This window comes from Mesorhizobium sp. RSR380A (assembly GCF_054719385.1).
Map to the genome: position 1 here is coordinate 5599384 of NZ_JBTTIB010000001.1, position 20536 is coordinate 5619919.

At 62.1% G+C, this 20536-nt stretch carries 22 protein-coding genes; 20 read left to right on the top strand and 2 right to left on the bottom strand.

What is annotated here, in order from left to right; translation table 11 throughout:
- Positions 1-62: 62 nt before the first annotated feature.
- Together ACYG9Z_RS27180 and gyrA are read left to right on the top strand one after the other, a co-directional pair.
- Positions 63-914 carry a helix-turn-helix transcriptional regulator gene (locus ACYG9Z_RS27180; RefSeq protein WP_023752203.1) on the top strand — a complete coding sequence of 284 codons (852 nt, stop codon included), beginning with the start codon at positions 63-65 and terminating at the stop codon, positions 912-914.
- Between the two features lie 222 nt (positions 915-1136).
- On the top strand, positions 1137-3926 hold the full coding sequence (gene gyrA / locus ACYG9Z_RS27185) for a DNA gyrase subunit A (protein WP_023696506.1): 2790 nt from the start codon (positions 1137-1139) through the stop codon (positions 3924-3926).
- 56 nt (positions 3927-3982) lie between these two features.
- On the opposite strand, the gene ACYG9Z_RS27190 is transcribed toward gyrA, so the two are convergent.
- Positions 3983-4129 carry a hypothetical protein gene (locus tag ACYG9Z_RS27190; RefSeq protein ID WP_023670953.1) on the bottom strand — a complete coding sequence of 49 codons (147 nt, stop codon included), beginning with the start codon at positions 4127-4129 and terminating at the stop codon, positions 3983-3985.
- 194 nt (positions 4130-4323) lie between these two features.
- Here ACYG9Z_RS27190 and coaD point away from each other — a divergent pair, with 194 nt between their 5' ends.
- From coaD to tgt, 7 genes are all read left to right on the top strand, one after another.
- Positions 4324-4824 carry a pantetheine-phosphate adenylyltransferase gene (gene coaD / locus ACYG9Z_RS27195; protein WP_023670954.1) on the top strand — a complete coding sequence of 167 codons (501 nt, stop codon included), beginning with the start codon at positions 4324-4326 and terminating at the stop codon, positions 4822-4824.
- A 169-nt stretch (positions 4825-4993) separates the two neighbouring features.
- Positions 4994-5488 (top strand): peptidylprolyl isomerase, encoded by a 495-nt coding sequence (locus tag ACYG9Z_RS27200; RefSeq protein ID WP_245259922.1) that lies wholly within the window; start codon positions 4994-4996, stop codon positions 5486-5488.
- Between the two features lie 43 nt (positions 5489-5531).
- Positions 5532-6044: a peptidylprolyl isomerase gene (locus ACYG9Z_RS27205; RefSeq protein ID WP_023693397.1), complete on the top strand. Its 513-nt coding sequence runs from the start codon at positions 5532-5534 to the stop codon at positions 6042-6044.
- Between the two features lie 12 nt (positions 6045-6056).
- Positions 6057-6506, top strand: coding sequence for a DMT family transporter (locus tag ACYG9Z_RS27210; RefSeq protein ID WP_023693398.1), 450 nt, complete (start codon positions 6057-6059; stop codon positions 6504-6506).
- Positions 6506-7594, top strand: a complete 1089-nt coding sequence (gene queA / locus ACYG9Z_RS27215) for a tRNA preQ1(34) S-adenosylmethionine ribosyltransferase-isomerase QueA (protein ID WP_023700784.1) — start codon at positions 6506-6508, stop codon at positions 7592-7594. Before ACYG9Z_RS27210 ends, queA begins: the two co-directional genes overlap by 1 nt.
- The gene (locus ACYG9Z_RS27220; RefSeq protein WP_023684641.1) at positions 7584-7853 is read left to right on the top strand and encodes a hypothetical protein; all 270 of its coding nucleotides are present in this window, start codon (positions 7584-7586) and stop codon (positions 7851-7853) included. Before queA ends, ACYG9Z_RS27220 begins: the two co-directional genes overlap by 11 nt.
- Positions 7846-8976 carry a tRNA guanosine(34) transglycosylase Tgt gene (gene tgt / locus ACYG9Z_RS27225; RefSeq protein ID WP_023706199.1) on the top strand — a complete coding sequence of 377 codons (1131 nt, stop codon included), beginning with the start codon at positions 7846-7848 and terminating at the stop codon, positions 8974-8976. The genes ACYG9Z_RS27220 and tgt overlap by 8 nt, the downstream gene beginning before the upstream one ends.
- 6 nt (positions 8977-8982) lie before the next feature.
- Here tgt and ACYG9Z_RS27230 read toward each other — a convergent pair whose 3' ends face one another.
- Entirely contained in the window at positions 8983-9405 is a 423-nt protein-coding gene (locus tag ACYG9Z_RS27230; protein WP_023684643.1) for a DUF4864 domain-containing protein, read from the bottom strand.
- Positions 9406-9598: 193 nt separating this feature from the next.
- On the opposite strand from ACYG9Z_RS27230, the gene ACYG9Z_RS27235 reads away from it, so the two are divergent.
- The 11 genes from ACYG9Z_RS27235 to ACYG9Z_RS27285 all read left to right on the top strand — a co-directional run bounded on the left by ACYG9Z_RS27235 (position 9599) and on the right by ACYG9Z_RS27285 (position 20535).
- Entirely contained in the window at positions 9599-10210 is a 612-nt protein-coding gene (locus tag ACYG9Z_RS27235) for a DsbA family protein (protein ID WP_023700783.1), read from the top strand.
- Between the two features lie 68 nt (positions 10211-10278).
- The gene (locus ACYG9Z_RS27240; RefSeq protein WP_023670963.1) at positions 10279-10515 is read left to right on the top strand and encodes an Lrp/AsnC family transcriptional regulator; all 237 of its coding nucleotides are present in this window, start codon (positions 10279-10281) and stop codon (positions 10513-10515) included.
- A 273-nt stretch (positions 10516-10788) separates the two neighbouring features.
- A complete protein-coding gene (locus ACYG9Z_RS27245; protein ID WP_023670964.1) occupies positions 10789-12201 on the top strand; it encodes a circularly permuted type 2 ATP-grasp protein in 1413 nt (470 codons plus the stop codon).
- Positions 12202-12344: 143 nt separating this feature from the next.
- A complete protein-coding gene (locus ACYG9Z_RS27250) occupies positions 12345-13286 on the top strand; it encodes an alpha-E domain-containing protein (protein WP_023693403.1) in 942 nt (313 codons plus the stop codon).
- An 85-nt stretch (positions 13287-13371) separates the two neighbouring features.
- Positions 13372-14166: a transglutaminase family protein gene (locus ACYG9Z_RS27255; RefSeq protein ID WP_023752205.1), complete on the top strand. Its 795-nt coding sequence runs from the start codon at positions 13372-13374 to the stop codon at positions 14164-14166.
- Between the two features lie 32 nt (positions 14167-14198).
- Complete coding sequence (locus ACYG9Z_RS27260; RefSeq protein ID WP_023684646.1) at positions 14199-14930, top strand: peptidase; 732 nt, start codon at positions 14199-14201, stop codon at positions 14928-14930.
- Positions 14931-15019: 89 nt separating this feature from the next.
- A complete protein-coding gene (locus ACYG9Z_RS27265) occupies positions 15020-16435 on the top strand; it encodes a pyridoxal phosphate-dependent decarboxylase family protein (RefSeq protein WP_023752206.1) in 1416 nt (471 codons plus the stop codon).
- A 14-nt stretch (positions 16436-16449) separates the two neighbouring features.
- Positions 16450-16896, top strand: coding sequence for a hypothetical protein (locus ACYG9Z_RS27270; protein ID WP_156931556.1), 447 nt, complete (start codon positions 16450-16452; stop codon positions 16894-16896).
- A gap of 115 nt (positions 16897-17011) precedes the next feature.
- Complete coding sequence (locus tag ACYG9Z_RS27275; RefSeq protein ID WP_023752208.1) at positions 17012-17779, top strand: DeoR/GlpR family DNA-binding transcription regulator; 768 nt, start codon at positions 17012-17014, stop codon at positions 17777-17779.
- A 117-nt stretch (positions 17780-17896) separates the two neighbouring features.
- Positions 17897-19417: a glycerol-3-phosphate dehydrogenase gene (glpD, locus tag ACYG9Z_RS27280; protein WP_023752209.1), complete on the top strand. Its 1521-nt coding sequence runs from the start codon at positions 17897-17899 to the stop codon at positions 19415-19417.
- 38 nt (positions 19418-19455) lie between these two features.
- Entirely contained in the window at positions 19456-20535 is a 1080-nt protein-coding gene (locus ACYG9Z_RS27285) for an ABC transporter ATP-binding protein (RefSeq protein ID WP_023752210.1), read from the top strand.
- Position 20536: the final 1 nt, after the last annotated feature.

Here is a 20536-nt window from a genome sequence, read left to right on the forward strand (position 1 = left end):
GGCTGCAAGCGATAGGCCCCGGCAGGGTGTCGCGCTTGGGAAAAATTGCTATCTTTCAAGCCATGACGACGAGCGAACAAAACCTGGCATCGGGGCAGGGCTGGCATGTGTCCGACGTGCTGTGCACGGCCGGCGCCGGCGACCGCCCGTTCGAGGAGGCGCACGACACCTTCTGCGTTGCCGCTGTCACCAGCGGCACCTTCCGCTACCGCACCAGGCAAGGCGCCGCCATGCTGGCGCCGGGCGCAATCCTGCTCGGCAATGTCGGCGCCTGCTATGAATGCGGGCATGAGCATGGCGCCGGCGACCGTTGCCTGTCCTTCCACTTCGCTCCGGCCTATCTCGACCGCATCGCCAGCGACGTGCCCGGCGCGAGCAAGCTCGCCTTCGGCGTGCCGCATATGCCGCCTTTGCCGGCGCTCGCATCGCTGCTGGCCGAGGCGGAAGCGGCGCGCGAGATGGTCGACATCGACGCCTTTGAAGAGCTTGGCCTGCGAATTGCCGGTGCAGCACTGGCAGTTGCCGGCGCAGCACTGCCCGTCGCCAGCGATGCGGTGCCTGGCGTTCGACCGCCGAGCCGCCGCGACCAGAAACGGGTTGCCGAGGCGGTGCGGCAGATCGAGCTCAATGCCGACAGGCCGGTCTCGCTTTCCGAGCTTGCCTGCGCGACGGCGACCAGCCCGTATCATTTCCTGCGCACCTTCCGGCAGGTCGCCGGCATGACGCCCTATCAGTTTCTGCTGAGAACCCGGCTGCACCGCGCGGCGGTGCGGCTGCGCATGTCAGGCGATGCCATCTCGGCAATCGCCTTCGAGGCCGGTTTCAACGATTTGTCGACGTTCAACCGCCGTTTCCGGCGCGTCATGGGCGAAACGCCCGGCGACTATCGCGCCCGGCGGGTGGCTACCCGCTAATGCGTCCGCCTGCCTCCTGATACGTTCTGGCTTGGAAAACTGTCCTTCGCAGGCTTTTGCCCCTGGCGGCGGCGAATGCGTTATGGCCAAATCGTCGCAATCAGAGGTATCCATTTGAATTTACCGCTGAAATCGTCATTGGAAAAGCACCACGAATATTGGAGTTTCGGCCGTGCTTCCTATATAAGCGGTCAATGATTCCTGATTAGATTGTGATCCGATTTGACCGACCAAAAACCCCCGCGCGGCGCCGACGGCGGCCCCACCGGCATCGAGCCCATCTCCATCATCGAGGAGATGCAGAGCTCCTACCTCTCTTATGCCATGAGCGTGATCGTCAGCCGTGCGCTGCCCGATGTGCGCGACGGCCTGAAGCCGGTGCACCGCCGCATTCTCTATGCGGCGCATGAGAGCGGCTATCACTGGAACCGCAAATATGTGAAGTCGGCCCGCCCGGTCGCCGACGTGATGGGTAAATACCATCCGCATGGCGACGCCTCGATCTACGACGCCTTAGTGCGCATGGCGCAGGACTGGTCGCTGCGCGTTCCGCTGATCGACGGGCAGGGTAATTTCGGCTCCATCGACGGCGATCCGCCGGCGGCGATGCGCTACACCGAATCGCGGCTGACCAAGGTCGCACATGAGCTGCTGGAGGACATCGACAAGGAAACCGTCGATTTCCAGGAGACTTATGACGCCTCCGACACCGAGCCGAAGGTGCTGCCGGCTCGCTTCCCCAACCTTCTGGTCAACGGTTCCGGCGGCATTGCCGTCGGCATGGCCACCAATATTCCGCCGCATAATCTGGCCGAGATCTGCAACGGCGCCATCGCCATCATCGACAATCCGGCGATCGATTTGCCGGCGCTGATGGAGATCATTCCGGGTCCCGATTTCCCGACCGGCGGCATCGTGCTCGGCCGTTCCGGCATCTACAGCGCCTATGCGACGGGTCGTGGCTCCATCGTCATGCGCGGCAAGGTCAATGTCGAGCAGCGCGGCAACGACCGTGAATCGATCATCATCACGGAAGTCCCGTACCAGGTGAACAAGGCCTCGATGATCGAGAAAATGGCCGAGCTGGTGCGCGACAAGCGCATCGAAGGCATTTCCGACATTCGCGACGAAAGCGACCGCCAGGGCTACCGCGTCGTCATCGAGCTGAAGCGCGACGCTGTCGCCGACGTCATTCTCAACCAGCTTTACCGCTTCACGCCGCTGCAAACCTCCTTCGGCGCCAATATGGTGGCGCTGAACGGCGGCAAGCCGGAAGTGATGAACCTGACCGACATGCTGAAGGCGTTTGTCAGCTTCCGCGAAGAGGTGATTAGCCGGCGCACGAAATTCCTGCTGCGCAAGGCGCGCGACCGCGCCCACGTGCTGGTCGGCCTCGCCATCGCCGTTGCCAACATCGACGAAGTGATCAAGCTGATCCGCACCGCGCCCGATCCGCAGACGGCGCGCGAGCAGTTGATGGAGCGGCGCTGGCCCTCCGGGGACGTGGAGTCATTGATTCTGCTTATCGACGATCCGCGCCATCGCATCAATGAGGATGGCACCTACAACCTCTCCGAGGAACAGGCGCGCGCAATCCTCGAACTGCGCCTGCAGCGCCTGACCGCGCTCGGCCGTGACGAAATCGCCGACGAGCTGAACACGATCGGCGACGAGATCAAGGATTACCTCGACATTCTGTCGTCCCGCGCCCGCATCCAGCAGATCGTCAAGGACGAGCTTGCCGCCGTGCGCGACGAGTTCGGCACGCCGCGCCGCACCGAGCTCACCGACGGCGGCGCCGACATGGAAGACGAGGACCTGATCCAGCGCGAGGACATGGTCGTCACCGTCAGCCATTCCGGCTACATCAAGCGCGTGCCGCTGTCGCTCTACCGGGCGCAACGCCGCGGCGGCAAGGGCCGCTCCGGTATGTCGACCAAGGAAGAGGATTTCGTCACCCGGCTGTTTGTGGCCAACACGCATACGCCGGTGCTGTTCTTCTCCTCGCGCGGCATCGTCTACAAGGAAAAGGTCTGGCGGCTGCCAATCGGCAATCCGCAGTCGCGCGGCAAGGCGCTGATCAACATGCTGCCGCTGGAGCAGGGCGAGCGCATCACCACCATCATGCCGCTGCCCGAGGACGAGACCAGCTGGGGCGAACTCGACGTCATGTTCGCCACCACACGCGGCACCGTGCGCCGCAACAAGCTGTCCGAATTCGTCCAGGTCAACCGCAATGGCAAGATCGCCATGAAGCTGGAGGAGGAGGGCGACGAGATTCTCGGCGTCGAGACCTGCACAGACAATGACGATGTGCTTTTGACCGCCAGCTCCGGCCAGTGCATCCGCTTCCGCGTTGGCGATGTGCGCGTCTTCCAGAGCCGCAATTCGGTCGGCGTGCGCGGCATAAGCATGGCCGAGACCGACCGCATCATCTCCATGTCGGTGATCGAGCATGTCGATGCTTCACCGGCGGAACGCTCCGCCTACCTCAAGCGGGCAGCACTGGAGCGGCGGCTTGCCGCCGAGGTGACCGGCGAGGAAGAAGAGATTGCACTCACCAATGAGGAGATTGGCGAGGAGACCGAGCTTTCCGACAGCCGTTACGAAGAGCTCAAGGCGCATGAGCAGTATGTGCTGACGGTGACCGAATATGGCTACGGCAAGCGCTCGTCATCCTACGATTTCCGCCTGACCGGACGCGGCGGCAAAGGCATCCGCGCCACCGACGTGTCGAAGGTGGCCGAGATCGGCCAGCTGGTGGCGACTTTCCCGGTCGGCAATGACGACCAGATCATGCTGGTTTCGGATGGCGGCACGGTCATCCGGGTGCCGGTCAACGGTATCCGTTTCGCCAGCCGCGCCACCAAGGGCGTGACCATCTTCAACACCGCCGAAGGCGAGAAGGTGGTTTCGGTCGAACGGATTTCGGAGCCGCAGGCCGACGAGGATGTCGAAGAGGGTGTCATTGAGGCCGGCGCCGGAGATGCCGTACCGGACAGCACCGAATAGGTTTGAGCAACAACGCCGGCCCGATGGGCCGGCGCAAACAAGAAACTAGCAATAAATCAGGGGCGACGGTGGGGCCAGCGAGCGCCGAAACCTTCGAACCGCTTTGTGCGGACACGGACGCGCTCTGCCTCGCTATGCAATCCGAATGCGGTGGCGATCAGCATGGCGACGGTCATTGCGGTGGCGAGCATGTAGATCAGCATGTGCGTGTTCTCCTGCGCCTATCCAACGGTTAGATCGGGTTTTGGTTTCATCTTCCGAAGTGCAAACTAGCGAACGCGGCGTGAAGTCTTCGTGATCAAGGCATTCATCTGTCGTTCATGTCTGCGAAAAGGTTCACGCAGATGTTCCCAATCGCATTTGCCTTCCGCCCAATGCCCCGCTAGAAGCACCTCCCATGACCGATCGCATCGCCCTTTATGCCGGCTCCTTCGACCCGCTGACCAACGGCCATCTCGATGTCCTGAAGGCATCGCTGGCTGTCGCCGACACGGTTTATGCGGCGATCGGCACTCACCCCGGCAAGACGCCGCTGTTTTCCTTCGACGAACGGGTGAAGCTGATCGAGGCCGCGACCAAGGCCGAATTCGGCCGCGACGGCGACCGTATCAAGGTCGTCGCCTTTGACGGGCTGGTCATCGACGCGGCCCGCAAGCATGGCGCCTCGATCATGATCCGCGGCCTGCGCGACGGCACCGATCTCGATTACGAGATGCAGATGGCTGGAATGAACGAGACCATGGCGCCGGAACTGCAGACGGTTTTTCTGCCCGCCAGCCCATCGGTACGCACCATTACCGCCACACTTGTGCGCCAGATAGCCTCGATGGGCGGAGACATCCGTCCCTTCGTACCGGCCGCCGTTGCCGGTGCGCTCACCGCCAAATTCGCGAAATAGTGCATGTCGCCCCAAAGTGGATGCCGGTTTTTGGGGCAACGACATGCACCCTAACAAAGACCTTCGGAGATCCCTTATGCAGCTGAAAAAGCTCGCCTCGTTCCTCGTCGTGCTTGCCGGTCTCGTGACCGCATCCGTTTCGGCCTTCGCCGCCGAACCGGAAAACACCATGGTCATCACCTTGAAGAACGGCGACGTCACCGTCGCGCTACGCCCCGACCTGGCACCCAAGCATGTCGCCCAGATCAAGAAGCTGGTGCGCGAAGGGGCTTATAACGATGTCGCATTCCACCGCGTCATCAACGGCTTTATGGCGCAGACCGGCGACGTCAAGTTCGGCAACATGAAGAAGGGGTTCAGCCCCGAGGCCGTCGGCACCGGCGGTTCAGACCTGCCCGACCTGCCGGCGGAATTCTCGCAGAGCGAACATTTCAAGCGCGGCACGCTCGGTATGGCCCGTTCGCAGGACCCGAACTCCGCCAATTCGCAGTTCTTCATCATGTTCGCGCCGGCGCCGAACCTCGATGGCCAGTACACCATCGTCGGCAATGTCGTCAGCGGCATAGAGCTGGTGGACAAGATCAAGAAGGGCAACGAGGCGGACAATGGCACGGTCAGTGAGCCCGACCGCATGATCAAAGTACGCATCGCCGCCGACAAGTAAACCTCTCAAATCATTCTGTTTTCTGAGATAAAGGATATCCGACATGGCTGAGATCAAGGACCGCGAAAACGCGCTCATCCTGGAAACGACCAAGGGCAAGGTCGTCATCGAACTGTTCCCCGACCTGGCCCCGGGCCACGTCGCCCGGATCAAGGAACTGGCCCGCGAAGGCGCCTATGACGGCGTGGTTTTCCACCGCGTCATCGAAGGCTTCATGGCGCAGACCGGCGACGTGAAGTTCGGCAATTCGTCGAAGCCGACCTTCGCGCCTTCGCGTGCGGGCATGGGCGGCTCGGAAAAGCCGGACCTGAAGGCTGAGTTCTCCAACGCCAACCATGGCCGCGGCACCTGCTCGATGGCCCGTTCGCAGAACCCGAACTCGGCCAATTCGCAGTTCTTCATCTGCTTCGACGATGCCGCTTTCCTCAACCGCCAGTACACGGTCTGGGGCCAGGTCATCGAAGGCATGGACAATGTCGACAAGATCAAGCGCGGCGAGCCGGTGGTCGATCCCGACAAGATCGTGTCGCTGAAGGTCGCGGCCGACGTCAGGTAAGGACAAACGAAGATGATGGGCGTGGTCTGGTCGCTGCTCGGCATCCTGTCAGGCGCCTTCATCGCCGTCCAGGCGCCGATCAACTCGCAGCTGGCGCGCGGCCTGGGGCTCCCGGTCGCGGCTGCTGCGTTTTCGTTCCTGTCGGGCGCGATCGTGCTTGGTATCATCTCCATTGCCGTTGTGCGGCTGCAGGACATCTCGCTCGACTGGAAGGCGCCTGCGCCTTGGCTGTTCATCGCCGGCGGCATGCTCGGCGGTTTCTATGTCACCCTGTCGACCATTCTTACGCCGCGCATCGGTGCAGCCGCGCTGATGGCGTTCCTGGTTGCCGGCCAGCTGCTGGCCGGCATGCTGATCGATCGGGTCGGCTTCCTCGGCGTGGCGGTGCGCGAGATTTCGCTCGGCCGCATCGCCGGCGCGGTGCTGCTCTTGGCCGGAGCACTGCTCGTCCGGCTCTACTGATGCGCGTCGATCTCTTCGACTTCGACCTGCCGGAGGAGCGCATCGCGCTGCGCCCGGCCGAGCCGCGCGACAGCGCAAAAATGCTCGTGGTCAGGCCGGGCGAGGGTCTTTCGGACCGCGCGGTTGGCGACCTGCCGTCCTTGCTCAACGCCGGCGACGTGCTGGTCTTCAACGACACCAAGGTCATTCCTGCCCAGTTGAGAGGCATAAGGCGGCGCGGCGAAGCGCAGGCGCAGGTCGACGCCACGCTGCATATGCGCATGGCGCCGGACCGCTGGCTGGCCTTCATGCGGCCGGGCAAGCGCATCGCCGCCGGCGACCGCATCCATTTCGGCCATGACGGCAATTCCTGTTTCCTCGGTCAGCTCGATGCCACGGTGATCGAGAAGGGCGATGCCGGCGAGGTGCTGCTCGGTTTCGACCTGTCGGGGCCGTTTCTCGACGAGGCGCTGCATGCCGTCGGCCACATCCCGCTGCCGCCCTATATCGCCTCCAAGCGCAACGACGACGCGCGCGACCTGACGGATTACCAGACCATCTATGCCAAGGAGGAGGGCGCAGTCGCTGCCCCCACCGCAGGCCTGCATTTCACGCCGGAGCTGTTTGCGGCGCTCGACGCTAAAGCCATCGAACGCCGCTTCGTCACCTTGCATGTCGGTGCAGGCACCTTCCTGCCGGTCAAGGCGGACGATACCGCTGACCACAAGATGCATGCCGAGACCGGCTCGGTCAGCGAAGCAACAGCCGACGCTCTGAATGGCGCCAAGGCGCGGGGCGGGCGTATCATCGCTGTCGGCACGACCTCGCTGCGCCTGCTGGAGAGCGCGGCACGGCCTGATGGCTCGCTGACCGCCTGGTCCGGCCCGACCGACATCTTCATCACGCCGGGCTATCGGTTCAAGACCGCCGACCTGCTGATGACGAACTTTCATCTGCCGCGTTCGACGCTGTTCATGCTGGTTTCGGCCTTCAGCGGCCTAGATACGATGCGTGCGGCCTATGCTCATGCCATCGAGAACCGTTACAGATTCTACTCCTATGGAGACGCAAGCCTGCTTTATCGAGCGGAGATGAGCGATGGACGATGATCTGCAAGCCTTTGATCGCGAGAGCCTGATCGCTGAAGTGAAGAAATTGCGTGCCGGCATTCGCCAGCACCGAGATTCTACCGGCCATGATTTATGCTGGCATCATCCCAACCTGTGGGACCTGCTGCCGGAAAAGACCGATCCATCGATTGCCGTGCCGCCATGGCCGAAATTCATGCGCGGCTGCATCCAATACCGCCAGTCGCTCGACAGGCAGGCGCCAGGCGCGCCTGTCCATGACAAGGAATTCAATGGCTGAGACATTCACCTTCAAGATCCTCGCCACCGACGGCAAGGCGCGGCGCGGTTCCATCACCATGCCGCGCGGCGAAATCCGCACGCCGGCCTTCATGCCGGTCGGCACCGGCGGCACGGTCAAGGCCATGTATATGGACCAGGTGCGCGGCGTCGGCGCCGACATCATCCTGGGCAATACCTATCATCTGATGCTGCGCCCCGGCGCCGAGCGCGTGGCGCGGCTTGGTGGGTTGCATGAATTCGCCCGCTGGCCGCAGCCGATCCTGACCGACAGTGGCGGTTTTCAGGTCATGTCGCTGTCGAAGCTCAGAAAATTGACCGAGAAGGGCGTCACCTTTCGCTCGCACATTGACGGCGCTGCCTACGAGATGTCGCCGGAGCGCTCGATCGAGATCCAGGGCCTGCTCGATTCCGACATCCAGATGCAGCTCGACGAATGCACAGCGCTGCCGGCCGACCTCAAGCAGATCGAGCGCGCGATGGAGCTGTCGCTGCGCTGGGCCGAGCGCTGCAAGACAGCGTTCGGCGATCAGCCCGGCAAGGCGATGTTCGGCATCGTCCAGGGTGGCGACAACGCAGCTCTCAGGGTGCGTTCGGCGCAGGCGCTGAGCGCGATGGAGCTGAAGGGCTATGCGGTCGGCGGCCTGGCCGTCGGCGAACCGCAAGCGGTGATGCTGGATATGCTGGAGATCACCTGTCCGGAATTGCCTGACAACAAGCCTCGATATCTCATGGGCGTCGGCACGCCGGACGACATCGTGAAATCGGTGGCGCGCGGCATCGACATGTTCGACTGCGTGATGCCGACCCGCGCCGGCCGCCATGGCCTGGCCTATACCAGGCGCGGCAAGGTCAATCTCAGGAATGCCCGCCATGCGGACGATCCGCGGCCGCTGGACGAGGAGAGTGACTGCCCGGCGGCACGCGACTATTCACGCGCGTATCTGCATCATCTCGTGCGCTCGCAGGAGGCGCTGGGCGCGATGCTTCTGACCTGGAACAACCTGTCTTACTATCAGAAGCTGATGCAGGACGTTCGCGCCGCGATCGAGGCAAAGGCCTTCGAGGCGCGCACATCAGACATTTCAGAGGGATGGGCGAGGGGCGATATTCCGGTGCTATAAGCACATCTAGGTGCTGAGCGAATTCGCTGCGCGCAAGCTGCAGCCGGTGATTTGAAAGCTGCCGTCGGGCTGCTGTTCCAGCGTGTAGACCGCCTCATAGTCCTTGCCGTCGGGCCCAACGATCAGCACTTGCTGGATTAGCGAAGTTGGCCCCATCTGCTCGACCTTGCCGAAGGAATAGCTCTGCGGCTGGCGCACCGGCGGATAGCCGTTGGTCACCATGTTCATGAAGGTGTCGACGGTCGGAAAGATGCGCTTCACATTTGGAGCGGCGAAACTGTACGCCTTGGCGCCATCATTGGCGATGAGCGCCTTCAACTGACCATCGATGACGGCCTGGCCGGCCTTGACTTCGGCGTCGCCGGCAAGGGCTGCCGACACGAACAACGCGAACAGCAATGAAACAACTGCGAATGCGGTGCGGCGCATGGCCTGTCTCCATCGTCCCCCAACAAAACCTGTCCCGGGACGCATCATACCATACGCTTTGCGGAGCCTCACGGTTTCAGCAACCGCAATATTCGCCACGCAAGTGCCACATGATCATGCTTAAGCCTCCTTTAACGCGGGGCGCGCATCGTAGGGACGGGTGGGGACCCGTTCGCGCAACCAGGGGACGACCATGTTCAAGCAGCCGATCGACCGGCGCCTTTTGCTGAAGGGCGCGGCAAGCCTCGCAGTTTTGGCCCCCTTGCCCGCCTGGGCAAGCACTGGGCCGACCGTCACGGAAGTCGCCTTTGATCCCGCCATTCCAGCGCTCGGCAACCCCGATGGCGACGTCACCATCGCCGAATTCGTCGACTATCAGTGCCCGATCTGCAAGCTCGTCTTCGTCGAACTGAAGAAGTTGATGGAAGAGGACAGCGGCGTTCGGCTTGTGATGAAGGACTGGCCGATCTTCGGCGACGTGTCGCGCGACGCGGCGCGGGTGACGCTGCTGAGCGGCGAACACTATGGCGCGGCGGTCGATGCGCTGATGACCAACCAGCGCGGCCTTTCGGAACGCCGCACCAACGACATCCTTTCTTCCGTCGGTGTCGATGTGGCGATGGTGCGTGCCGACCTCGCCATCCGTGAACCCGATATCGACGCTGCCCTTGTCCGCACCGAAGTCCAGGCGACGGCGTTCAAGCTGCGCGGCACGCCAGCCCTGGTCATCGGCGGCAACTTGTATCGGCGCGGCATGCCGGTGTCCGAACTGAGACAAGCCGTCGCCAAGGCGCGCTCGGCCTGATGCTTGAAAGCCGGGCGGCAGTCTGCCACAAGGGCCGCTTGTGTGCTGAAGCTTGATCGGGACCGGCAATGAAGACGTTTTTCATGCAGATAAAGTGCGATCTGGGCAAGTCCTACGAGGTCGCCAGCGCGCTCGCCGATGCCGAAATCGCCTCGGAAATCTACTCGACCGCCGGCAATTACGACCTGCTTGCCAAATTCTACGTCGACGACGAGGAAGATGTTGGTCACTTCGTCAACGAGAAGGTACAGATTATTCCCGGAATCAAGGACACCTTCACGGTCGTCACTTTCCGCGCTTTCTAAAGCAATTCCAGGAAAAGTGTGAAGCGGTTTTCCGTCCGGAATTGCGTCGAAGCAAAAAGCCATGGCAGGTCTCCGTTGCCATGAAACGGTGAACTGCTATGGCCGCATCAGGCACTTGCCCGGCGACAAGGCAGAGCCTGATTAAGGTCCCGTTCCGACTGCCCGAATTTTGGGCAGTCGAAACATACTGATCGCCGATATCCTCCAAATCACCGATTGCGCTTGATTTTCTCCCGCGACGCCAGTGAAATGGCGTCACAGGGGAGTATGCGATTGGCAGCGTTCGATGAAATGCTTCCGGAAGTTTCCGGGCTGAGACAACCGTATACGGCTTACGACCGCTGGCTGAAGGAGCAGGATCCGGCCAGGCTTACCGAAAAGATGCAGGACGCCGAGCGCGTCTTCCGCAAGACCGGCATTACCTTCGCCGTCTATGGCGAGCAGGAAGCCTCCGAGCGGCTGATCCCCTTCGACATCGTGCCGCGCATCATCTCCGGCAATGAATGGCGAAGGCTGACGCAAGGCATCGAGCAGCGCGTGCAGGCGCTGAACGCTTTCCTCGACGACATTTACCACCGCCAGGAAATCCTGCGCGCCGGCCGCGTGCCGAGGGAGCTGATCGCCAGGAACGAGGCGTTCCTGCCGGAAATGATCGGAGTGCGGCCACCGGCCGGCGTCTACACCCACATTATCGGCGTCGATATCGTCCGCATCTCCGAGAACGAGTTCTACGTGCTGGAGGACAATGCGCGCACGCCGTCGGGCGTCTCCTACATGCTGGAGAACCGCGAGACGATGATGCAGCTCTTTCCCGAGCTGTTCCAGCAGATCAAGGTGCGGCCGGTGGAGAATTATCCGCAATTGCTGCGCCAGTCGCTGGCGGCAGTGCGGCCGCAAAGCACCAAGGGTGCACCGACCATTGCCGTGCTGACACCGGGCAGCTTCAACTCCGCCTATTTCGAACATGCCTTCCTCGCCGACCAGATGGGCGTGCAGTTGGTCGAAGGCCAGGATCTGCGCGTTGTAGATGGCCACGTCGCTATGCGCACGACCGAAGGCTACAAGCAGATCGACGTGCTTTACCGGCGCGTCGACGATTCCTTCCTCGATCCGCTGACCTTCCGGCCGGACTCGGCCCTTGGCGTGCCCGGCATCATGGACGTCTACCGCGCCGGCAACATCACCATCGCCAACGCGCCGGGAACCGGCATCGCCGACGACAAGGCGATTTATTCCTACATGCCCGACATCGTCGAGTTCTACACCGGCCGCAAAGCCATCCTCGGCAACATCCCGACCTGGCGCTGCTCGGAGCCCGACAGCCTGAAATACGTGCTCGAACACATCCATGAGCTGGTCATCAAGGAAGTGCACGGCTCCGGCGGCTACGGCATGCTGGTCGGCCCGGCTGCGACCAAGAAGGAATGCCAGGATTTCGCCAAGAAGCTGCAGGCGAAGCCCTCCAACTACATCGCCCAGCCGACGCTGGCGCTGTCGACTTGCCCGATCCTGACCGAAAAAGGCCTGTCGCCGCGCCATGTCGATCTCAGGCCCTATGTTCTGGTCTCCGACCGAATCCAGATCGTTCCCGGCGGCTTGACGCGGGTGGCGCTGAAGGAGGGGTCGTTGGTCGTGAATTCCTCGCAAGGCGGCGGGACGAAGGATACGTGGGTGTTGGACGATTAGGTAGACAGTAGGCAGTAGGCAGTAGGCAGTAGGCAGTAGGCAGTAGGCAGTAGAGGGACAAGAAATGCCATATTCCACAGAGATTCAAATGCTTACTAATCCCTACTCACTATTCCCTACTCACTAGTCCGAAGGGTCTTGCCATGCTTCTCGGCCGCACCGCCAACGGGCTCTACTGGATGAACCGTTATATCGAGCGGGCGGAAAACATGGCGCGTCTGGTCGATGCCGGCCTTCGCATGGCGCTGACCCGCACCCAGAGCGCGTCGGAAGAGTGGAATTCGGTGCTGCTCAGCGCCGGCTCCGACGTCACCTTCACGCAGAAATACAAGGACTACACCGCCGCCAATGTCGCCGACTTCCTGCTGCGCGACACCTCGAACCCGTCGAGCACGATGTCGGCGATCGAGACCGCTCGCAACAATGCCCGCATGGTGCGCACCGCGCTGACGCGCGAGACCTGGGAGAGCATCAACGAAGCCTGGATGGCCCTGAAGCGCATGCTGGCAAAGCCGATCGACGAGCGCGACCTGCCGAGTGTGCTCGACGCCATCAAACGCGAGACGGCGCTGATCCGCGGCTCGTTCTACGGCACGATGCTGCGCAACGAGATCTTCGACTTCTCACAACTCGGCACCTATGTCGAGCGGGCCGACAACACGGCACGCATCCTCGACGTGAAATACTACGTGCTGCTGCCGTCGATCTCCTGGGTCGGCTCGAGCCTCGACAACTACCAATGGGAATCGATCCTGCGCTCGGTGTCGGCGCACCGTTCCTATCGCTGGGTCTATGAGGCCGACTACAAACCGACCAATATTGCCGACTATCTGATCCTCAATGTGCGCATGCCGCGTTCGCTGACCTTCTGTTATCGTTTTCTCGCCGAGCATCTGAAGTTCCTGGGCGACGACTATGGCGACCGTCATGCCTGCCACGCCACCGTCGACAGGACACAGGCGATGCTGCAGGCAGGGTCGATCAAGGACATATTCGACGCCGGCCTGCACGAATTCCTGGCCAGGTTCATTCAAGACAACACCAAGCTTGGCGAAGAGATCGCACAAGATTACCGGTTCAATTGAGCATGATCGCGAACCGGAGGGCCGCGCTAGCGACAAGTGGGACCCGGTTTTCGGATAAGATCATGCTTACAAACGGAAAATAGGCATGCGGCTCAAGATCACCCACCGTACCGAATACCGCTACGACGCGCCGGTGCACTATCTGTTGCAGCGGCTACGCCTGTTACCGGTCAGCGGACCGACGCAGACCGTCTTGTCCTGGGCGCTGAAGATCGAGGGCGCGCGAGAGGAAGTCCGCTTTAACGACCATTTTGGCAACGATAACAGGCTGTTGAGCGTCGAGGGCGAGCGCGACTTCATCACCGTCGAGGCCTCCGGCGAGGTTGTCACGCGCGACACAGCAGGCGTGTCCGGCCCGCATCACGGCTTTGCGCCGCTGTGGCTGTTCAGCCAGGAGACAGCTTTGACCATCCCCGGCGAGGGCATAAGCGAGCTTGCCGCGGCGGTCGGCAAAGGTACCGACATCGAAAGGCTGCATCGGCTGATGGCGCTGATCGTCGAGCGCGTCGCCTACACGCCGGGCACCACCAGTGTGACGACCCCGGCGGAAGAGGCATTGGCGCTGAAGACCGGCGTTTGCCAGGATCACAGCCACATCTTTGTCACCGCAGCCCGCATCATGGGTTTTCCGGCCCGCTATGTCAGTGGCTATCTGATGATGGATGCGGCCATCGAGCAGGCGGCGAGCCACGCCTGGGCCGAAGCTCATGTTCAGGGTCTCGGCTGGGTCGCCTTCGACGCCGCCAACGGCATTTCCCCCGATGAACGCTATGTCAGGGTAGCCACCGGCCGTGATTATCGCGACGCCTCGCCGGTATCGGGAATTCGACTGGGACAGGCGGAGGAACAGCTTGCAGTCACCGTCACGGTAGAGCAGTAGTCTCCGGCAAGATTGCTGCCTGAAGAGATTCCATGACTTATTGCGTCGGCCTCAAGATCGATCGTGGGCTCGTGTTCATGTCGGACACGCGCACCAATGCCGGGATGGATTCGATCTCCACTTTCAAGAAGATGCATGTCTGGGAAGAGCCAGGCGAGCGCGTCATCGTGCTGATGTCGGCCGGCAATCTGGCCACGACGCAGGCCGTGGTCAGCCTGCTCGACGAGCGCACCAAGGCAGTGGCGGAACGCCACGCGACGCTGCTCGAGACCCCATCCATGTACCAGACGGTGCGGCTGGTCGGCGACACCGTCAAGGAAGTCATCGCCAGCTCGTCGCCTGCCGGCGAAAAGGCGGATTCCTATTTCAACGCCTCCTTCATCCTCGGCGGCCAGATCAAGGGCAGCCCGCCACGGCTGTTCATGATCTATCCCGAGGGCAATTTCATCGAATCGACCGACGACACGCCGTTCTTCCAGATCGGCGAGACCAAATACGGCAAGCCGATCATCATCCGTGCCTATGAAAGGACGATGAGCCTGGCTGAAACGGTCAAGCTCTTGCTGGTATCGTTCGATTCGACGCTGAAATCGAACCTGTCCGTCGGCCTGCCTCTCGACCTGCTGTTCCTGGAGGAGGACACGTTCACGGTGGGTTTGAAAAAGCGCATCGGCCAGGACGATCGATATTATCGTGCTATTTCCGAGGGCTGGTCGAACGCGTTGAAGACGGCCTTTGCCAGCCTGCCGGATTTTCCGGGGTAGCGCGGGAACCTTCGTCGCGGTTGCCTGTCTCTATTTAACATGTTAATCAAAATTCAAACGGCTGGCTGATCGGCGCGTCGGGAGGATCCATGGACAACGAGCAATTCCGCGACTGGTCGAGGCGCGCCGCCGACTGGGGCGCTGATTACCGCGCCGGCCTTCGCGATCGGCCCGTGCGACCTGCCATAGCGCCGGGCGAGATCTTCAGGAGCATCGAAGCTTCTCCGCCGGAGGCCGCGGAATCGATGGAGACGATCTTCGCCGATTTCGAAGCCAAGATCGTGCCCGGCATGACGCATTGGCAGCATCCGCGTTTCTTTGCTTATTTCCCGGCCAATGCAGCACCCGTCTCGGTGGTTGCCGAATATCTGGTCTCTGCGATGGCCGCGCAGTGCATGCTGTGGCAGACTTCGCCGGCGGCGACAGAGCTTGAGACGCGCATCGTCGACTGGATGCGCCAGGCGCTCGGCCTGCCCGAAGGCTTTTCCGGTGTGATCCAGGACTCCGCATCATCGGCGACGCTGGCCGCCGTGTTGACCATGCGCGAGCGCACGCTCGACTGGCAGGGCAACAAGAAGGGCCTTTCCGGGCAGGGCAGGCTGCGCGTCTATTCCTCCGACCAGGTGCACACCTCGATCGACCGCGCCATCTGGGTCGCCGGCATTGGCGAGGAAAACCTCGTCCGCATTCCCGTCGCCGGCACCTACCGCGCCATGGATACCGCGGCTTTGGAAGCGGCGATTGTTGCCGACCGCGCGGCCGGCCTATTGCCGGCCGGCATCATCGCGTGCGTCGGCGGCACCAGCACCGGCGGCACCGACGACATCGCTGAAGTGGCCGCGGTGGCCAAACGCCAGGGGCTCTATCTGCATATCGACGCCGCCTGGGCCGGATCGGCGATGATCTGTCCGGAATACCGGCATTTCTGGACCGGTGTCGAGGGCGCGGACTCGATCGTCTTCAACCCGCACAAATGGCTGGGCGCGCAATTCGACTGCTCGATCCAGTTCGTCCGCCAGCCGGAGGATCTCGTGCGCACGCTGGCGATCAAGCCGGACTATCTGAAAACTCGCGGCCATGACGGCATCATCAACTACTCCGAATGGTCGGTGCCTCTCGGCCGTCGCTTCCGGGCGCTGAAGCTGTGGTTCCTGCTGCGCGCCCATGGCCTCGAGGCGCTGCGCACCATGATCCGCAATCACGTCGCCTGGAGCGAAGGCATCGCCGGGCGCCTGGCCGAGGAGGAGGATTTCGAGCTCGCCAGCCAGCCGATGCTGTCGCTGTTCTCGTTCCGGCATCGCGCCGCATCCGGCGTTGACTCCGACGAGCACAATTTGCGTCTGGTCGACGCCATCAACAATGACGGCCGTATCTACCTGACGCAGACGCGTGTCGATGGCCGGGTCGCCATCCGCTTCCAGGCAGGCCAGTTCGAGACAACCGCGGCCGATGTCGATACCGCCTTCACTGTCATCTGCGAGTGTGCAAGATCCCCGAAGGACTGACAGGGATTGCCCGGGTGGTTGCCGCCGCCGGGGCAAGCCAGCAAGGACTTGCGAGCAAGCATATGGCCGGAAGGGCCGAAGGGGTTAGCCAGAATCTGACGGGCGTCTGGAGCGGGCGCTATTTCTATCCGCGCGAACTGCCGCCGGTTTCCTTCGTTGCAACGCTGATCGAGACGGCAACCAGCTTGACGGGGATGACCCACGAACCGCCGGCGACCAGCACGGCAAGATACGCAAGCCTGCAGGGGCAGCGAGAGGGCAACGCCGTCTCCTTTACCAAGACATACGACAAAGCCGAATTGAAGGCGCACCCGATTCACTACAGCGGCATCATCAACGGTGATGCAACCGAGATCAAAGGCACTTGGCGAATCCCGGGATACTGGTCCGGCAATTTCCTGATGATCCGCTCGCCAGGTAAAGTCGCGGCTGTCACCCGCAAGGTGGCGGAGCGGGTCTGAGCCGTATCTGCCCGGTTCGCCTTTGCAATCATCGATATTTCATTAGCCGGCGTCTCCCTTTTCATTGCTTTCGTTTTCAGCTACAAACAAGAAAAACGAAAACGGGAGGTTCTCAGTGTATTTGTCGCCGCGCCATGCCGAGATCATCCAGATGGCGAAGGACCATGGCCGTGTGCTGGTCGATGACCTCGCCACGCATTTCAACGTGACGCCACAGACCATCCGCAAGGACCTCAACGATCTCTGCGACCAGCGGCTGCTGACGCGCATCCATGGCGGGGCCCTGTTCCCGTCCGGCATCGAGAACATGGAGTATGAGGCGCGCCGCAAGATTGCCGCCGACGAGAAGGAGGCCATCGGCCGCGCGGCGGCCAGGCTGATACCCGACAACGCCTCCCTGTTCATCAACATCGGCACCACGACCGAGTCGGTCAGCAAGGCGCTGCTCGACCATACCGGGCTGATGGTCATCACCAATAATATCAATGTTGCCAACAGGATGCGCATCTATCCTTCGATCGAGGTGGTAATCGCCGGCGGCGTCGTGCGTGGCTCCGACGGCGGCGTTGTCGGCGAGGCCGCGGTCGATTTCATCAGGCAGTTCAAGGTCGACTATGCAGTGATCGGCGCCTCGGCCATCGACCATGACGGCGCGTTGCTCGATTTCGACTTTCGCGAAGTGAAAGTGGCGCAAGCCATTATCGCCAATGCCAGGCATGTCATCCTGGTCTCCGACCAGACCAAGTTCGAACGCACCGCGCCGGTTCGCATCGGCCATCTCTCGCAAGTCAACACCTTCATCACCGACCGTTGCGGCATCCCGTCGGTGCGTAAGATCTGCGAGGAAGCGGAGGTTCAATTGATCGAAACGTCGCTCGGCTAGGCTATCGATCACGGGCCCGTTACATTTCGTTTGACATTCGTTCTTATTTCGAAATAATCCCGATACGGTTTCGTAACAACTCAAAAATGCTGCAATGCGAAATCGCGGGAGGGATTTGTGGACGCAGTCCGTGACATCTTCGTCATCGGTGGCGGCATCAATGGCTGCGGCATCGCCCGCGACGCCGTTGGGCGGGGCTTTTCGGTATTTCTCGCCGAGATGAACGACCTCGCCAGCGGAACCTCCTCCGGTTCGACCAAGCTGATCCATGGTGGCCTGCGCTACCTCGAATTCTACGAGTTCCGGCTTGTGCGCGAGGCGCTGATGGAGCGCGAGGTTCTGTGGAAGAACGCGCCGCACATCATCTGGCCGATGCGCTTCGTGCTGCCCTATGCCAAGGGCCTGCGCCCGGCCTGGCTGATCCGGCTCGGCCTGTTCCTCTACGATCATATTGGTGGCCGCAAATTGCTGCCGGCTACCCGGACACTGGACATGTCCAAGGATCCGGCCGGCAAGCCTCTGAAGCCGCTATTTCACAAGGCCTTCGAGTACTCGGACGGCTGGGTCAACGATGCCCGGCTGGTGGTGTTGAACGCGCGTGACGCAGCCGACCGCGGCGCCACCATCCGCACCCGCACGAAAGTCGTCGGGGCGCGGCGCGAAGGCGATCTGTGGGCGATCCGCGTGGAAGACGTGCAGACAGGAGAGGCCGAGGAGGTCAAGGCCCGGCTGCTGGTCAATGCCGCCGGTCCATGGGTCGACCACGTCCTGTCGACCACCGTGGGCCAGAACGACGTGCACAATGTGCGCCTGGTGCAGGGCAGTCATATCGTTATCAAAAAGAAGTTCGATGATCCGCGCGCCTATTTCTTCCAGAACAAGGACGGGCGCATCATCTTCGCCATCCCTTACGAGGAAGAATTTACGCTGATCGGCACCACCGATCGCGACTATCCCGGCGATCCGCATGACGTGAAGATCAGCGACACCGAGATCGACTATCTCTGCGCGGCGGCGAGCGAATATTTTGCTGAAGCCGTGACGCGTCCCGATATCGTCTGGACCTATTCTGCCGTGCGCCCGCTCTATGACGACGGTGCTTCGAAGGCGCAGGAAGCGACCCGCGACTATGTGCTGAAAGCCGATGGCGGCGGGGGCAAGGCGCCGATCGTCAACGCTTTCGGCGGCAAGATCACCACCTACCGCCGGTTGTCGGAATCGATGCTGGAAAAGGTCGAAGGTTTTCTCGGCAAGCGCGGCAAGCCGTGGACGGCGAACGCGCCCTTACCAGGCGGCGATTTCCCGGCCACCGGTTTCGACGCCCAGGTGGCGAAGCTGAAGAGCGCCTATCCTTTCCTCGACCAGCGCCTGGCGCGTCGGTTGACCAGGCTTTACGGCACGCGCGCGCAAGTGTTGCTCGGCCTCGCCAAGTCGAACGCCGATCTCGGCCGCAATTTCGGCGCCGATCTCTATGAGGCCGAGGTACGCTACCTCAGCGAAAACGAATGGGCGCTGACCGCCGAAGATGTATTGTGGCGTCGCACCAAGCGCGGTCTGCATCTCAGCCGCGAACAGGCCTCGGCGCTTGACGAATTCATGCGCGGCATCAGCCGGCGCCATGTCGCGGCAGCGGAATAGGGAAGGCGATTGATGCACAAAGCCTGGGAGGAGGCATCATGCTGGAACTGAGAAACGTGACGAAGATGGTCGGCGCGGTGGAGCATATCCGCGACGTGTCGCTGACGCTTCAGCACGGCTCGCTCAACGTTTTGCTCGGGCCGACACTGTCGGGCAAGACCAGCCTGATGCGGCTCATGGCCGGACTCGACGTGCCGACCACCGGTTCAGTCTGGTTCGACGGCCAGAATGTCACCGGCATGCCGGTGCAGCAGCGCAAGATCGCCATGGTCTATCAGCAGTTCATCAACTACCCCGCGATGACCGTCTACGAGAACATCGCCTCGCCGTTGCGCGTCGCCGGCAACGACCAGGCCAAGATCGACAAGGAAGTCCGCAACGCGGCAGGGCTTTTGAAGCTCACACCCTATCTCGACCGCACGCCGCTCAGCCTGTCCGGCGGCCAGCAGCAGCGTACGGCGCTGGCCCGCGCCATCGTCAAGAATGCCAGCCTGGTGCTGCTCGACGAGCCGCTCGCCAACCTCGACTACAAATTGCGCGAGGAGCTGCGCGCCGAACTGCCCAAGATATTTGCCGCCGCCGGCACTATTTTCGTCTACGCCACGACCGAGCCGCATGAAGCCTTGCTGCTCGGCGGCAATACGGCGACGCTGTCCGAGGGGCGGATCACTCAATTCGGGCCGACCATCGACGTCTTCCGCAAGCCGATCGACCTGGTGACGGCGAAAACCTTTGCCGATCCGCCGCTCAACACCATCGTGCTGGCCAAGAAAGGTCCGGATTTCCTTCTCGAGGGCGGCGTCAAGCTGCCGGTACCGGCAGAACTCGCCGGCATTGCCGACGCCAACTACACGATCGGCTTCCAGCCGCATCATCTGTCGCTCGAGCGGCCCAACGCTGCCGCGGTGCCGGTGCGCGCCAAGGTGACGATCACCGAGATCACCGGCTCGGAAAGCTTCATCCATCTCGATTTTGCCGATGCGCGCTGGGTCATGCTGACCCACGGCATCCGCGATTTCGAGCCCGACGCCGAGATCGAGGTGTTTATCGATCCGCGCCACATCATGGTCTTCGACAGCAACGGCAGCGCCGTCGCCGCGCCGAAGCTTGCGGCCTGAG